This is a genomic window from Streptomyces sp. NPDC001157 (assembly GCF_053598255.1).
On sequence record NZ_JBSFJW010000012.1, the window covers coordinates 84296 to 99434 of the forward strand.

Annotated in this window: 15 protein-coding genes; 9 read left to right on the plus strand and 6 right to left on the minus strand. The window is 71.3% G+C overall.

The annotated features are described in order from the left end of the window. The first annotated feature begins 77 nt into the window (after nucleotides 1–77). The 5 genes from pheS to ACWDAG_RS22440 all read left to right on the plus strand — a co-directional run bounded on the left by pheS (nucleotide 78) and on the right by ACWDAG_RS22440 (nucleotide 7383). The gene (gene pheS, locus ACWDAG_RS22420) at nucleotides 78–1199 is read left to right on the plus strand and encodes a phenylalanine--tRNA ligase subunit alpha (protein WP_450697319.1); all 1122 of its coding nucleotides are present in this window, start codon (nucleotides 78–80) and stop codon (nucleotides 1197–1199) included. Next, entirely contained in the window at nucleotides 1199–3712 is a 2514-nt protein-coding gene (gene pheT, locus ACWDAG_RS22425; RefSeq protein ID WP_450697320.1) for a phenylalanine--tRNA ligase subunit beta, read from the plus strand. The genes pheS and pheT overlap by 1 nt, the downstream gene beginning before the upstream one ends. A gap of 301 nt (nucleotides 3713–4013) precedes the next feature. After that, entirely contained in the window at nucleotides 4014–5090 is a 1077-nt protein-coding gene (locus ACWDAG_RS22430; protein ID WP_450697321.1) for a PP2C family protein-serine/threonine phosphatase, read from the plus strand. 338 nt (nucleotides 5091–5428) lie between these two features. Continuing rightward, on the plus strand, nucleotides 5429–6769 hold the full coding sequence (locus tag ACWDAG_RS22435; RefSeq protein ID WP_450697322.1) for a transcriptional regulator: 1341 nt from the start codon (nucleotides 5429–5431) through the stop codon (nucleotides 6767–6769). Nucleotides 6770–6843: 74 nt separating this feature from the next. Next, nucleotides 6844–7383 (plus strand): NUDIX hydrolase, encoded by a 540-nt coding sequence (locus tag ACWDAG_RS22440; RefSeq protein WP_450697323.1) that lies wholly within the window; start codon nucleotides 6844–6846, stop codon nucleotides 7381–7383. A gap of 53 nt (nucleotides 7384–7436) precedes the next feature. Here ACWDAG_RS22440 and ACWDAG_RS22445 read toward each other — a convergent pair whose 3' ends face one another. Then, the gene (locus tag ACWDAG_RS22445; RefSeq protein ID WP_450697324.1) at nucleotides 7437–7694 is read right to left on the minus strand and encodes a hypothetical protein; all 258 of its coding nucleotides are present in this window, start codon (nucleotides 7692–7694) and stop codon (nucleotides 7437–7439) included. 223 nt (nucleotides 7695–7917) lie between these two features. Then, a complete protein-coding gene (locus tag ACWDAG_RS22450; protein ID WP_450697325.1) occupies nucleotides 7918–8793 on the minus strand; it encodes a 3-hydroxybutyryl-CoA dehydrogenase in 876 nt (291 codons plus the stop codon). Between the two features lie 184 nt (nucleotides 8794–8977). On the opposite strand from ACWDAG_RS22450, the gene ACWDAG_RS22455 reads away from it, so the two are divergent. Beyond that, nucleotides 8978–10237, plus strand: a complete 1260-nt coding sequence (locus ACWDAG_RS22455; protein WP_450697326.1) for a glycoside hydrolase family 10 protein — start codon at nucleotides 8978–8980, stop codon at nucleotides 10235–10237. Nucleotides 10238–10388: 151 nt separating this feature from the next. Here ACWDAG_RS22455 and ACWDAG_RS22460 read toward each other — a convergent pair whose 3' ends face one another. Together ACWDAG_RS22460 and ACWDAG_RS22465 are read right to left on the minus strand one after the other, a co-directional pair. After that, nucleotides 10389–10583 carry a DUF1918 domain-containing protein gene (locus ACWDAG_RS22460; protein WP_450697327.1) on the minus strand — a complete coding sequence of 65 codons (195 nt, stop codon included), beginning with the start codon at nucleotides 10581–10583 and terminating at the stop codon, nucleotides 10389–10391. A gap of 94 nt (nucleotides 10584–10677) precedes the next feature. After that, the gene (locus ACWDAG_RS22465; protein WP_450697328.1) at nucleotides 10678–11628 is read right to left on the minus strand and encodes a DMT family transporter; all 951 of its coding nucleotides are present in this window, start codon (nucleotides 11626–11628) and stop codon (nucleotides 10678–10680) included. Here ACWDAG_RS22465 and ACWDAG_RS22470 point away from each other — a divergent pair. From ACWDAG_RS22470 to ACWDAG_RS22480, 3 genes are all read left to right on the plus strand, one after another. Then, a complete protein-coding gene (locus ACWDAG_RS22470) occupies nucleotides 11627–13069 on the plus strand; it encodes an aminotransferase-like domain-containing protein (RefSeq protein WP_450697329.1) in 1443 nt (480 codons plus the stop codon). The genes ACWDAG_RS22465 and ACWDAG_RS22470 overlap by 2 nt on opposite strands. Nucleotides 13070–13214: 145 nt before the next feature. Further along, a complete protein-coding gene (locus tag ACWDAG_RS22475) occupies nucleotides 13215–13655 on the plus strand; it encodes a GNAT family N-acetyltransferase (protein WP_450697330.1) in 441 nt (146 codons plus the stop codon). Between the two features lie 103 nt (nucleotides 13656–13758). Then, nucleotides 13759–14352 (plus strand): histidine phosphatase family protein, encoded by a 594-nt coding sequence (locus ACWDAG_RS22480; RefSeq protein WP_450697331.1) that lies wholly within the window; start codon nucleotides 13759–13761, stop codon nucleotides 14350–14352. On the opposite strand, the gene ACWDAG_RS22485 is transcribed toward ACWDAG_RS22480, so the two are convergent. After that, a complete protein-coding gene (locus tag ACWDAG_RS22485; RefSeq protein WP_450697332.1) occupies nucleotides 14334–14777 on the minus strand; it encodes a DUF6314 family protein in 444 nt (147 codons plus the stop codon). The two genes, ACWDAG_RS22480 and ACWDAG_RS22485, sit on opposite strands and share 19 nt — an antisense overlap. 2 nt (nucleotides 14778–14779) lie before the next feature. Further along, nucleotides 14780–15031, minus strand: a complete 252-nt coding sequence (locus ACWDAG_RS22490) for a hypothetical protein (RefSeq protein ID WP_450697333.1) — start codon at nucleotides 15029–15031, stop codon at nucleotides 14780–14782. Nucleotides 15032–15139: the final 108 nt, after the last annotated feature.

A 15139-nucleotide genomic window follows, 5' to 3' on the forward strand; every position in this document is an offset into this window, starting at 1 on the left:
CCCATGGACGGCCCTCTGACCTCTGTGTGAGTCGGTGACGGGGACCTTCAGCCAGCCAATCGGAAGCACGGGAAGAGATGTCGGCACCGAATAAGTCGTACGACCCGGTAGAGGTCGAGGCCTTGAAACCGGAAGAGATCGAGCGCATGCGGGACGAGGCGCTCACCGCCTTCGCGGCCGCGGACTCCCTCGACGCGCTCCAGGAGGCCAAGGTCGCCCACACCGGCGGCACCTCCCCGCTGGCCCTCGCCAACCGCGAGATCGGCGCCCTGCCCCCGCACGCCAAGGCCGCCGCCGGCAAGCTCGTCGGCCAGGCCCGCGGCGCCGTCAACAAGGCGCTCGCCGGTCGCCAGGCCGAGCTGGAGGCCGAGCGGGACGCGCGCGTGCTGGTCGAGGAGTCGGTGGACGTCACGCTGCCGTACGACCGCGTACCGGCCGGCGCCCGCCACCCCCTGACCACCCTCTCGGAGCGGATCGAGGACGTCTTCGTGGCCATGGGCTACGAGGTCGCCGAGGGCCCCGAGATCGAGGCCGAGTGGTTCAACTTCGACGCGCTCAACATCGGCCCGGACCACCCGGCCCGCGGCGAGCACGACACCTTCTTCGTCGAAGGCCCCAAGGGCGGCACCGAGTCCGGTGTCGTGCTGCGCACCCACACCTCGCCGGTCCAGATCCGCTCGCTGCTCAACCGTGAGCTGCCGGTCTACGTGATCTGTCCGGGCCGGGTGTACCGCACCGACGAGCTGGACGCCACGCACACCCCCGTCTTCCACCAGGTCGAGCTGCTCGCCGTGGACGAGGGCCTGACCATGGCCGACCTCAAGGGCACCCTGGACCACATGGTCCAGTCCCTGTTCGGCGAGGGCATGAAGACCCGGCTGCGGCCCAACTTCTTCCCCTTCACCGAGCCGTCCGCCGAGATGGACATGGTCTGCTACGTCTGCCGCGGCGAGTCCGTCGGCAACCCCGACCGCCCCTGCCGCACCTGCTCCTCCGAAGGCTGGATCGAGCTCGGCGGCTGCGGCATGGTCAACCCGCGGGTGCTCACCGCCTGCGGCGTCGACCCGGAGAAGTACAGCGGCTTCGCCTTCGGGTTCGGCATCGAGCGGATGCTGATGTTCCGCCACAACGTCGAGGACATGCGAGACATGGTCGAGGGTGACGTCCGGTTCACCCGGCCGTTCGGGATGGAGATCTGATGCGGGTCCCGCTTTCTTGGCTGCGGGAGTACGTCGACCTGCCGGCGACGGAAACCGGCCGTGACGTCCAGGAGAAGCTCGTCTCCGCCGGGCTCGAGGTGGAGACCGTCGAGCACCTCGGCGCCGACCTCAAGGGCCCGCTCGTCGTCGGCAAGGTGCTGACCATCGAGGAGCTGACGGAGTTCAAGAAGCCGATCCGCTTCTGCACCGTCGACGTCGGCCAGGCCAACGGCACCGGCGAGCCCCAGGAGATCGTCTGCGGCGCCCGCAACTTCGCCGTCGGCGACAAGGTCGTGGTCGTGCTTCCGGGCGCCACGCTGCCCGGCGGCTTCTCGATCTCCGCGCGCAAGACGTACGGCAAGACGTCCCACGGCATGATCTGCTCCAGCGACGAGCTGGGCATGGGCGACGACGGCACCAAGGGCATCATCGTGCTGCCGCCGGAGGTCGAGGTCGGCAAGGACGCCATCGAGCTGCTCGAACTGGTCGACGAGGTCCTGGACATCGCCGTCACCGCCAACCGCGGCGACTGCCTGTCCATCCGCGGCGTCGCCCGCGAGACCGCCATCGCCTACGGCCTGCCGCTGCGCGACCCGGCCCTGATCGACGTACCCGGCCCGAACGCGTTCGGCTACCCGGTCGAGGTCTCCGACCCGCTCGGCTGCGACCGCTTCACCGCGCGCACCGTCACCGGGCTCAGCCCCGAGGCGCGCTCCCCGATCTGGCTGCAGCGCCGGCTGCAGAAGGTCGGCATGCGCCCGGTCTCCCTCGCCGTCGACGTCACGAACTACGTGATGATGGAGCTCGGCCAGCCCCTGCACGCCTACGACCGCTCGCTGGTCCAGGGCACCATCGGTGTGCGCCGCGCCGAGCAGGGCGAGAAGCTCGTCACGCTCGACGGAGTCACCCGCACTCTGGACGCCGAGGACCTCGTCATCACCGACGACCGCGGCCCCATCGGTCTCGCGGGTGTCATGGGCGGCGCCAACACCGAGATCGCCGACCACGACGACACCGAGAACTCGACGTCCGACGTCGTGATCGAGGCCGCCCACTTCAACGCGGTGTCCATCGCACGCACGGCCCGCCGCCACAAGCTGTCCTCCGAGGCGTCCCGCCGCTTCGAGCGCGGTGTCGACCCGCAGGCCGCGGCCGCCGCCGCACAGCGCACGGTCGACCTGCTGGTGCTGCTCGCCGGCGGCACCGCCGAGGCCGGCGTCACCGAGGTCATCACGCCGTCCGCGCCGCACACCATCACCGTCCCGGCCAACCACCCGGACAAGGTGGCCGGTGTCGACTACGGCCGCGAGACCGTCGTACGGCGCCTGCAGGAGATCGGCTGCGATGTGTACGGGCAGGACGAGCTGATCGTCACTGTGCCGTCCTGGCGGCCGGACCTCCTGGAGGCCAACGACATCGCGGAGGAGGTCATCCGCCTGGAGGGCTACGAGAACCTGCCCTCCACGCTGCCCAAGCTCCCCTCGGGCCGCGGACTGACCCACCGGCAGCGGCTGCACCGCCGGGTCGGCCGCGCGCTGGCCGGGGCGGGCTATGTCGAGGCGCCCAACTATCCCTTCGTCAGCGAGCAGGTCTTCGACCAGCTGCTGCTGGAGGCCGACGACCCGAACCGCCGCGCCGTGAAGCTCACCAACCCGCTCAGCGACGAGGAACCCGCGCTGCGCACCTCGCTGCTGCCGGGGCTCCTTGGTGCCCTGCGGCGCAACAACGGCCGGGGCTCGCACGACCTCGCGCTGTTCGAGACCGGGCTGGTGTTCCTCCCGCGCGAGCAGCAGAGGACCGCCGTCGCCCTGCCCGTCGACCGGCGTCCCACCGACGAGGAGATCGCCGAGCTGAACGCCGCGCTGCCCGAGCAGCCCCGCCACATCGCCGTCGTCCTCGCGGGCGCCCGCGAGCAGGCCGGCTGGTGGGGCAAGGGCCGTCCGGCGGACTGGGCCGACGCGGTCGAGGCGGGCCGCGTGGCCGCGCGGGAAGCCGGTGCCGAACTGATCGTCCGCAAGGGCCAGTACGGTCCGTGGCACCCCGGCCGCTGCGCCGAGTTCGTGGTCGTCGTCGACGGCACGGAGACGGTCGTCGGCCACGCGGGTGAGCTGCACCCGCGCGTGGTGAAGGCCCTGGGCCTGCCCGAGCGCACCAGTGCGATGGAGATCGACCTGGATGTGCTGGAGCAGGTCGGCAACGACACCCCGCAGGCGCCGGGCATCTCCACGTTCCCGGTGGCCACGCAGGATGTCGCCCTGGTCGTCGACAAGTTCGTGCCGCACGCCGAGGTCGAGGCCGCGCTGCGGGACGGGGCGGGTGAACTCCTGGAGGCGATCCGGCTGTTCGACGTGTACGAGAACGCAGAGCAGCTGGGCGAGGGGAAGAAGTCGCTGGCCTACGCGCTGCGGTTCCGGGCGCCCGACCGGACCCTGACCGTTGACGAGGCGTCTGCGGCTCGGGATGCGGCGGTGGCCCTCGCGGGCGAGCGGGCGGGAGCGGTTCTTCGGGGCTGAGTTCGCCCAAGGGGCGGGGAGCTGTTGTCCGTTGGCGGCTGCGGGTTCGTCGTGGTTTGTCGCGCCCACGCGGCGGAGCCGCATATCGATACAGCCCCGCGCCCCTTAAAGGGGCGCTGCAGTTCCCCCCTGTGAATATGCCCCCCACCTGCATAAATGCGGATGGCCTGGAGGTTGTCACTCATTTGGGTGGCAACTTCGGGTGATCTGGCCCTGTCGGGCCATGCCGTGGACAGAATCGGACCGGCCTTTCGGGGTCGGTCCGTCTGTGCTTCTGGGCCTGAGTGGGGGGCCAATCGGCATGATCCGTATCAAGGCTGGCGTTCCCCGCAGGGCGGGGCGGCTGCCGCTGCGCCGGGTGCTCGAGCTGGGACTGCCCACCGTGTGGGGCGCCATGGCGATCACGTACAAACTGGCCTGTCCGCTCGCCCAGGAGAACGGGCTGGGGGCGCGCATCGGCACCAGCGCCGTCTTCTTCGCGGTGGGGACCGGGCTGATACTTCACGTCCGGCATGTGCTGCTGCGCGAGCTCAGGGAGGTGCGGCAGGTCGCGGGTGTCGCGCAGAGTGTGCTGCTGCGACCGCTGCCGCCGCGGATCGACGGGCTGAACATCGCCGCGGCCCAGCTGTCCGCGGACCGCAGAGCGGCCATCGGCGGCGATCTGTACGAGGTCATCGCCACCGAGCACGGTGTGCGGGTCGTGATGGGCGATGTGCGCGGGCACGGGCTCGCCGCCATCAGTACGGTCGCCGCCGTGCTCGGCAGCTTCCGCGAGGCCGTGCACGACGAGGCCGAACTCGGCAGTGTGCTGCGGCGTCTGGAGCGGGCGCTGGCCCGGCATCTGCGGGAGCGGGCCCGCGCCGAGCACCCCTCGGCCGGAGCGGAGCCGGACAACCCGGTCGCCGAGGAGTTCGTCACCGTACTGCTGCTGGAGATCCAGCCGGACGGCGAGGTGCGCGTTCTCAACTGCGGGCACCCCTGGCCGTATCTGCTGGGTCCGGCCCGGGCCGAACTGCTGACCCCCCGGGCCGAACCCCTGCCTCCCCTCGGGCCGTTCCCGTTGCCCGCCGAGCTGCCCGCCCTTCCCTGCGGCCGGCTCCTGCCCGGCGAGGCGCTGTTCCTGCACACGGACGGTGTCGAGGATGCCCGGGACGGACGTGGCCGGTTCTTTCCGCTGCCGGCCGCGCTCGCCGAGGCCGTGGGTGCCGGGCCGGTCTCCCCGCAGTCGGTGCTGCGCGCCGTCTTCGCCGGGCTGCTGCGCCATGCAGGGGGAAGACCCGCCGACGACGTCGCGCTGCTCGTCCTGCGCAACGACCGCCGCCATGCCGTACGACACCCTGGCGAGCCGGTCGGACACCGGGCGCACCGCCTCACGTGACGTCGAGGCCGCGAACTGTCACGTACCCCCGCGGTGCGCCCGGCGCTCCCGCGTGGTCTTGGCGGGCCTCATTCATGGTGTGTCGTATCGGCGCGGCACGCCGTCCGCCCCGCCACGGAGTGTCGGGCAGGCAGCTGGGCGGACGGCGCGGAAGCGGGCCGCCGCACTGTACGAGGGGGAGCCGGCGGCCCGGCCGGCCTCTTGCGAGGCATTTCAGTCAACCGGCTGGAAACTCTCCGCGACAGTGCGCGTACGCTGCGGATTCGAGCACTCCGTTCACACCCCGTGTGAAGCCGTTCGCACTACGCTGACGGCACCGAGCGATCCGGGGGGCACCCATGCAGCCCAACACTCTGCTCGACGCGATCCTGGACGAGGCCGGGATCTCGCATGCGGGGCTGGCGGCACACGTCAATCAGGCGGGGCGGGCGCGAGGTCTCGCGCTCCGGTACGAACACACCGCCGTAGCGCGGTGGTTGAAGGGGCAGCGGCCCCGAGGCCAGGTGCCCGACCTGATCTGCGAGGTGCTCGCCGGACGGCTGCACCGTCCGGTCACGCTCGACGACATCGGCCTCGGCGTGCCCGGAGAGCCGTCCACCCCGCACGGCACCTCGCTGTCCGGCTTCGTCGAGCGGGCCACCGCCCTGTGGCGCTCCGACGAGCAGCAGCGCCCGCACATCCTGGGTGCGCCCGCGGTCACCGGCACGCCAGCCGTCATGCCCGTGTGGGAGTGGGAGAACCCGCCCGAGGACGTGGATGTCTCGCGCGGCGGCCGGCACCGGGTCACCCCGGGCGACATCGAGATGCTGCGCGCGGCCCGCACCCACTACGAGCAGATGTACCGCAAGGCGGGGGGCATAGCCACGCGCACGCGGATCGTCGGCTTCCTCAACGCCGAGGCCGCCCCGCTGCTGCGCGGCAGCTACACCGACGCCACCGGCCGTCAACTGCATCGGGCCACGGGCGGGTTGGTGGCCATCGCGGGCATCTGCGCCTACGACTCCGACGCACACGGACTCGCCCAGCGCTACTTCCACCAGGCGCTCAGGCTGGCGAAGGCGAGCGGGGACCGGGGACTTGGCGCATACGTGATCGCCCTGCTGGTCAACCAGGCGCTGTTCATGCGGGAGCACCGGCAGGCGGTCGCCTTCGCGGAGGCCGCGCTGCGCGCCGCCGGCAAGCACATCACGCCCGCTCTCGCCTGCGATCTCTACGCGATGCAGGCCAAGGCGTACGCACACCTGGGCGACAGTACGACCGCGCTGTCGTGCATCCGGCGTGCCGAGCAGGCCGCCGAACGCATCCGGCGCGGGTACGAACCCGACGAAACCGGCTATGTCCAGCCGGGCCTTGTCAACGTCCAGGTGGCGGAGGCACTGCTCAGCCTCGGTGAACTCGTGGCCGCGGGGGAGCACGCCGCGGCGGCGGTCGACAACCCGGCGCACGACCGCGGCCGGGTCCATCGGCTCGCCATGCTCAGCACGATCGAACTGCGCCAGGGCAACGCCGACAAAGCCGTGGCCACCGCGGTGCAGATGGCCGAACAGGCCCGCGGAATGGAGTCCCAGCGGCTGCGCGACAGACTCCGCGCGGTACGCGAGCACCTGGTGCGCAGCGGCTGCGCGGGCACCGCCGAAGCCGCCGAACTCATCGACGGGGCACTGCGCGTACCGCTGTAGGCAGGTTCCTGAGCACCGACACCCACAGTCCCTGCTGCGATATTGCCACTTACTCGACGGAAGGTGGCAGAACCGTGCAGTGGACGAAACAGAACGAACAAACTGTGTATGCAAACCGCTGGTTCACCGTCAACCTGGCAGATGTGGAACTGCCGGACGGGCGGCACCTGGACCACTTTCTGATACGGCTGCGGCCCGTCGCCGTGGCCACGGTGGTGAACGAGGCCAATGAAGTCCTCCTCCTGTGGCGCCACCGCTTCATCACCGACAGCTGGGGGTGGGAACTCGCTGCGGGCGTGGTCGAGGACGGCGAGGACATCGCCGTCGCGGCCGCCAGGGAACTCGAGGAAGAGACCGGCTGGCGACCGGGACCGCTGCAGCACCTCATGAGCGTCGAGCCGTCCAACGGCCTCACCGACGCCCGGCATCACATCTACTGGGCCGACGACGGCGAGTACGTCGGACATCCCGTGGACGACTTCGAGTCGGACCGCCGGGAATGGGTCCCCCTCAAACTCGTCCCCGACATGGTCGCCCGCGGCGAGGTCCCGGCCGCCAACATGGCGGCCGCGTTACTGCTCCTGCACCACCTCAGGCTCGGGCAGGACGCCTGACTCTGATTCCCCCACCGCGCCCACCCTGATTCCCCCCACCGAGCCCTTGTCCCTCAGTGGCCCAGGGCTTGCCATACCGTCACGACGAGCGCGCCCACTGCCGTCAGCGCCGCGACCGCGGGCAGCGGCCAGCGGGCGTGCTCCAGGGCGATGATCCGTGCGCTCAGGTCGTCGAGTTCCTTGTGCGTCTCCTCGGTGCGATGGTTGAGCAGAGCCAGCCCGCCCTCGACGCGCGCATACGCGACATCGAGGCGGCGGCGTAACTCTGCGAGTTCTCCATGGACCACGGGATGCTCCGGGTCGGCGGTCACGGGTCCGCTCCTTTCCGTAGTCGTCACATCCCTTGCATTGCGCATGAAGAGTCAACTCGCCTGGTGGACACGTGGGGAGCGTGTGCGAGGGGCATATGCGGGCCCGGCGCGCACACGGTGTGTGAATGACACGGGCCCGGCGCTCCGAAGAGTGCCGGGCCCGTGTTGCTCGCACTGTGTAATCAGCACCCTGGAACGGGCACTGTGCAAAAGGCCGACCGGATCAGCCGTAGTTGTAGAAGCCCGACCCGGTCTTCCGGCCGAGCCGGCCCGCGTCGACCATGCGCTGGAGCAGCGGGGGAGCGGCGTACAGCGGCTCCTTGTACTCGGCGTACATCGAGTTGGCGATGGAGACGATGGTGTCCAGGCCGATCAGGTCGGACAGCTTCAGCGGGCCCATCGGGTGGGCACAGCCCATCTCCATGCCGTTGTCGATGTCCTCGCGGCCCGCGATGCCCGACTCGAACATGCGGATGGCGGACAGCAGATACGGCACGAGCAGCGCGTTGACCACGAAGCCGGAGCGGTCCTGGGCGCGGATCGCGTGCTTGCCGAGCACCTTCTCGGCGAACGCCTGGGCGCGGCTGAGGGTGCCCTCGGAGGTGGTGAGCGCCGGGATCAGCTCGACCAGCTGCTGCACCGGGGCCGGGTTGAAGAAGTGGATGCCGACGACGTGGTCCGGGCGGGAGGTGGCGACCGCCAGCTTCACCAGCGGGATGGAGGAGGTGTTGGAGGCCAGGATGGCGTCCGGGCGGGTCACCACCTGGTCGAGCACCTGGAAGATCTCCGTCTTCACCTGCTCGTTCTCGACGACGGCCTCGATCACCAGGTCGCGGTCGGCGAACTCGCCCAGGTCGGTGGTGAAGCTCAGCCGCGCCTGCGTCTCGTCCCGCTCCTGCTCGGTGATCTTGCCGCGCTCGGCCGCCTTGCCCAGGGAGCTGAACAGCCGGGTCCGGCCGATTTCCAGGGCCTCCCCGGTGGTCTCGGCGACCTTGACGTCCAGACCGGCCCGGGCGCACACCTCGGCGATGCCCGCCCCCATCTGGCCGCAGCCGACCACTCCGACGCGCGAGATGTCTCCCGATGGGAAGTCCGTCACATCGACCCCTTCGCTGATCTACGAATCCGGCAGCGCCCCGGTGGTTCGGTGCCTGCTCCAAACCTGCACGTTACCTCCGGCGATCGTTGATCGATCGTTCGGGTCCGCGTGGCAGCCTGACGCGGAGGCGGCCCGGGTCGAGAATCTCCCCCGGTCACGCACATCGGCGCATGGAGGTAGGGGAATGCTGCACCGTAGGTCTCGGCTGTCGCGACGGGCGTTCGCAGCGACGGCCCTGTCGGCTCTCGTGGCGGGGGGCGGTGCAGTGGCGGCGAGTGCGGCGATGGCGGGCGGCGATTCCGGGCGCCGGCGGTCCGTGCGGGAGATGCGGGGCGTCTGGGTGGCGACCGTGGCCAACCGGGACTGGCCCTCCAAGCCGGGGCTGACCGCGGCCGAGCAGCGGGCCGAGCTGATCGCCATCCTGGACCGTGCCGTGCACAGCCGCCTCAACGCCGTGATGTTCCAGGTGCGTCCGACGGCCGACGCCCTGTGGCCCTCCCCGTACGAGCCCTGGTCGCAGGTGCTCACCGGCACCCAGGGCCAGGACCCGGGCTGGGACCCGCTGGGTACGGCGGTCAAGGAGGCCCACGCCCGCGGTCTGGAACTGCACGCCTGGTTCAACCCCTACCGCATCGCCAACCACACCGACGTGACGAAACTGGTCGCCTCCCACCCCGCGCGCAAGCACCCTGACTGGGTGGTGCCGTACGGCGGGAAGCTCTACTACAACCCGGGGCTGCCGAAGGTCCGTGCCTTCGTGCAGAACGCGATGCTGGACGCGGTGCGGAAGTACCCCGTGGACGCCGTCCACTTCGACGACTACTTCTACCCGTATCCCGTGACCGGCCAGACCTTCGACGACGACGCGGCCTACGCCCGCCACGGCAAGGCCTTCCCGGACCGGAACGCCTGGCGCCGCAACAACATCGACAAGCTGGTGTACGACATGGGCGCGCGGATCAAGCAGGTGCGGCCGGGCACCCGCTTCGGCATCAGCCCGTTCGCGGTGTGGCGCAACGCCGCCACCGACCCGCACGGCTCGGACACCCGCGCCGGTGTGCAGACCTACGACGATCTGCACGCGGACACCCGCAAATGGGTGCGGGAGCACTGGATCGACTACATCGCCCCGCAGGTCTACTGGAACATCGGCTTCGCCGCCGCCGACTACGCCAAGCTGCTGCCGTGGTGGTCGGAGGTCGCGCGCGGCACCGGGACGCAGGTGTACGTGGGGGAGGCCCTGTACAAGGCGGGCGATCCGGCCCAGTCCGCGGCCTGGCAGGACGTCGCCGAACTCTCCCGCCACCTCACCCTGGCCAAGGACCATCCGCAGGTACACGGGCACATCTTCTTCGCCGCCAAGGACGTGGCGACGGATCGGATCGGCGCGATGGCACGGGTGGTCGCCGACCACTACCAGCAGCCGGCGAGGCCCCCGCGTTGATGTCAGCGGGCCGAGCGATGTCCGCGGCGGTTCGGCAGCGCCCCACAGGGGCGCGGGGCCGCATCACCATGCGGCTCCGCCGCGCGGGCGCGACCAGCCACGACGGAGCCGCACATGACCGACGGCCCATCGTGGCTCTCCCGGCGGAGCGCTAACGTTGAATTTCCCTGTGGCGGATCTCGGTGTCCGGGCCGGGTGAGCAGATACCCGTGTGCCCGTCCTCGAAGCGGACGCGGTACGGAGGGTTGCCCTCCTGGCCCAGTACTTCGACGATCTCGCCGACCTTGTCGTGTTGGCCGACCACCCTGCCGTGCTGGACAAGCTGGTCGCCCACGGTTGCACGCATCTGTAGGGCCTCCTCACCAGGTGCGGGAGCAGCGGTCCGTGGCCTTGAGTCTACGGCGCAGGGCCACGGTTGGAACCGGCGCGTACCCGCGCCGTCAGCCCCGCGCCCGCTGCGTGACGGCGATGCACACCAGCACCGCCGCGGCCGTCAGCGGGGCGGCCACCGTCAGGTGCTCGCCCAGCAGCAGCACCGACCACACCAGTGTGAGCAGGGGTTGGGCCAACTGCAACTGGCTGGCCTTGGGAATGCCGATCGCCGCCATCCCCCGGTACCAGACGACCAGCCCGAGGAACTGCGAGCCCGCCGCGACCCACAGCAGCCCGGCCACGCTGTGCGCGGTCAGCCGTACGGGTTCGTACGACAGCGCCAGTACGGCGGCGGGCACGCTCAGCGGCAGGCACAGCACCAGCGCCCAGCCGATGACCTGCCAGCCCGGCATGACCCGGGCCAGCCGGCCGCCTTCGGTGTAGCCGGCCGCGCACACCAGCAGTGCGGCGAACAGGTACAGGTCCGCGGTCGTCAGCGCGCCGCCGCTCTGCTGCACCGTGAAGGCGACGACCGCGGCCGCGCCCGCGAGAGCCGCCGTCCAGAAGGTGCGGGACGGGCGGCTGCCCATGCGCAGCGCGGAGAACAGGGCGGTCGTGAGCGGGAGCAGGCCGACCACGACGGCGGCGTGCGCGGTGGTCGACGTCTGCAGGGCGAGCGTGGTCAGCAGCGGGAAGCCGACGACGACACCGGCGGCCACGACCGCCAGGCCCGCCAGGTGCCCTCGGCCGGGCAGTGGCACGCGCAGCGCCAGCAGACAGACCCCGGCGATCAGCGCCGCGAGAACGCTGCGCACGGCCACGAGCGACCAGGGTCCGAAACCCTCCAGTCCCCAGGCGGTGGCGGGGAAGGTGAGGGAGAAGGCGACCACGCCGAGGGCGGCCAGGAGGGTGCCGGAGCGGCGGCTCGCCGCCGTCACCGGGGTGCTTGCGGCGACGGGTCGGGCTTCACCGTCGACCGCTATCCGGTTGGGGGTAGTAGCGCTACTCTGTGCTCTCATGCATGAGCGTAGCAGTGTCGGCGAACTGGTGAAGCAGCTACGGCGGGAACTGGACCGCTACTCTCCCGGTGGAAAGCTGCCGTCGAGCCGGTCGCTCGTCGAGCGGTTCCGGGTCAGTCCCGTGACCGTCTCGCGTGCCCTCGGGCAGCTGGCCGCCGAGGGGCTGGTGGTCACCCGGCCGGGCGCCGGCGCCTTCCGCGCCGAGCCGCGCGGCGGGGCCGCTCCAGTCGGTGACACCTCCTGGCAGGAGGTCGCGCTCAGCGCGGACGGCGCCGCCGACCTCGTACCGCGCTCCGTGGACGCCTCCGGAGTCACGGTCTCCCTTGCCGCCCCGCCGCCCGGAGTCGTCGAGTTCAACGGCGGCTACCTGCATCCCTCTCTGCAGCCCGAGCGGGCGATGGCGGCGGCCCTGTCCCGGGCGGGCCGTCGCCCCGGCGCCTGGGGGCGGCCTCCGATGGAGGGGCTGCCGGAGCTGCGCGAGTGGTTCGCGCGGAGCATCGGCGGCGGGGTCACCGCCGCCGGGGTACTGATCGCCGCGGGCGGCCAGTCCGCGCTGACCACCGCCCTGCGCGCGCTCGCCCCGCCCGGAGCACCGGTGCTCGTCGAATCGCCCACGTATCCGGGCATGCTGGCGATCGCGCGGGCGGCCGGCCTGCGGCCGGTGCCGGTCCCGGTGGATGCGGACGGGGTCCGGCCCGCGCTGCTCGCGGACGCGTTCCGGGCGACCGGCGCGCGGGTCTTCGTCTGCCAGCCGCTGTTCCAGAACCCGACCGGAGCCGTGCTCGCCCCCGCCCGGCGCGCGGAGGTGCTGCGGATCGCCCGCGAGGCCGGGGCGTTCGTCGTCGAGGACGATTTCGTACGACGGCTCGTGCACGAGGACGCGGGGCCCCTGCCGAGCCCCTTGGCCGCCGACGACCCCGACGGGGTCGTCGTCCACGTCTGCTCGCTCACCAAGGCGACCTCGCCCAGCTTCCGGGTGAGCGCGCTGGCCGCCCACGGCCCGGTCCTGGAACGACTGCGCGCCATCCAGGTCGTCGACACCTTCTTCGTGCCCCGGCCGCTCCAGGAGGCGGCCCTCGAACTCGTGGGCTCGCCCGCGTGGCCGCGCCATCTGCGGGTGATCTCCGCGGAGTTGAAGAGCCGCCGCGACTCCATGACGACGGCGCTGCGGCTGGAACTCCCCGAGCTGTCCCTCCCGCACATCCCCTCGGGCGGCTACCACCTGTGGCTGCGGCTGCCCGACGGCACGGACGAATCCGCCCTCACGGCAGCGGCGCTGCGTGCGGGGGTCGCCATCACGCCTGGCGGTCCGTACTTCAGTGCGGAATCTCCGGCGCCGTACGTCCGGTTGAGCTTTGCGGCGGTCGCGGGGAACGTGGAGATTGCGGAGGGGGTTCGGCGGCTGCGGGTGGCATTTGACGAGGTCTGTGTGCCGGGATAGGTCGTCTTTCGGGCGCGGCGCCGTCGTGGCTGGTCGCGCCCGCGCGGCGGAGCCGCATATCGACACAGCCCCGCGCCCCTGAAGCCGCTGCCGTGCCCTCGAAAACCGCTCGACGTCTTCGTCCTTCGCCTGCGAGCCTCCCGCCATGACCGAGGACACCCCGAGCCTTCCCGAAGGCTATGAGATCTCCACCGACCCCGACCGTCTCGACGTCGACCGCGTGCACCGGTGGCTGTCCACCGACGCGTACTGGGCAAAGGACCGGCCGCGCGAGAAGCAGGAGCGCGCGATCGCCGGGTCGCTCAACTTCGGGGTGTACGACGTGGTTTCGGGGGAGCAGGTTGCTTATGCCCGGGTCGTCACCGATCGGGCGACCTTCGCCTGGTTGTGCGACGTCTATGTAGATCGGTCCGTGCGCGGGAAGAGCATCGGTACGGCGATGGTGGGCGCCGTCCGTGATCACCTGGAGCCGTACGGGCTGCGGCGCATCATGCTCGCCACCGCCGACGCGCACGGTGTCTACGCGAAGCTCGGATTCGAGCCGCTGGCGCAGCCGGACATCTGGATGGCCCTCGTTTTCGAGTGACTTGTCCGGCAGATCCTGACCCTGAAGTAAGGTTTTGGACACCGTCGGTGAATGCTCACCAACACCCCTTGACCTGCGCACTTTCCCGACACACCATCGCCGCATGCAACTTCGGGTCACATTCGTCGCCGCCGCGCGCAGCTCCCCGCTGCTCGCCGAGCGCTTCGAGGACGACCGTCCGCTGGACCAGGCCGGCTGGGACGAGGTGCAGCGCGTCGCCCGCGATCTGGTGCCCCTTGCGGCGGCGGAGCTGCGCTACTGCTCGCCCACGCCGCGCAGCCGCGCCACCGGCGACGCCCTCGGCTATGCGCCGCTGGTTCAACTCGCCCTGCGGGACTGCGACATGGGCCGCTGGCGCGGGCTGACCCTCGGCGAGGCGATGGCCCGCGAGCCGGAGGCGGTGGACGCCTGGCTCGCCGACCCGCGGGCCACCCCGCACGGCGGTGAGTCGCTGCTGGGCTTCATCGCCCGGGTCGGCAACTGGCTGGACACCCGGCCCGTCGAGGACGGCGGCCGCATCGTCGCCGTGGCCGAGCCGTCCGTCGTCCGCGCGGCCCTGGTGTACGCGCTGAAGGCGCCGCCGTCGACGTACTGGAACATCGACGTGCGCCCTCTGTCGACGACCACCGTGACGGGTCACGCCGGGCGCTGGAACCTGCGTTTCGACGGGGCTCCGGTTCAGCCCTCGCGGACGTAGTCGGTGGTCAGGACGAGGTCCTTGGCGGGGCCGCCCACCCGCCACACCGTCCGCCAGTGGTCGGCGTCCCGGACCGTGAACTCACCGCGGTAGAGGTCCGCGGCGCAGGGGTGGTCGGCGACATGGTGGCCGGAGGCCAGGTCCAGGTGGTGGAAGGGGCGCCCGTCGGCGAAACGCACGTCCGCGGTGCCCGGTGAACCGCCGGGCAGGAAGCGCAGGGTGCGTTCGGCGGGGCGCGCGACGCCCTGCCAGGTGAACGTGCCGGACTCCTCGTGCAGCAACCCGCCCTCGGAGAGCGGGCGGAAGATGGTCGTGCCCTCGAAGCGGCCCTCGTCGCCGCTTGCGAGATCCCGCACAGTGCGTTCCACACGCCAGCGCCCGGCGAGATGGGCCAGTACGTCCGCCACGGGCCAGAACCCGCCCATGCTCAGCCCGTCTTCCGTCGGTGCCGCAGGGGATCGGGCGAGCCGGTGGGCGTCTTGCGGTCGGCCTGGGCGCGGATCTCGTAGTGCGCGGCGTGACTGGTGGTGCGGAAGGCCTCTTCGTACGCGGCGAGCGCCCCGCCCAGTCCGCCACCGGCCGTGCCGCGGCGCCGGATCCGCAGCGCCAGCCAGGTGAAGGCCGCCATCACAGCGGCCACAAAGCCCGTCAGGGCGAAGTAGGGCAGCAGCGCGTCCATGGCGTCGAGCTTACGCCCGCGCTTGTCCGCCCCATTGACGTGCTCACGCCCCTTCCTTATCTTGCCGTTCGAAGTGCTGACCGCTGTCTGATATTTCGAACCGTGTGT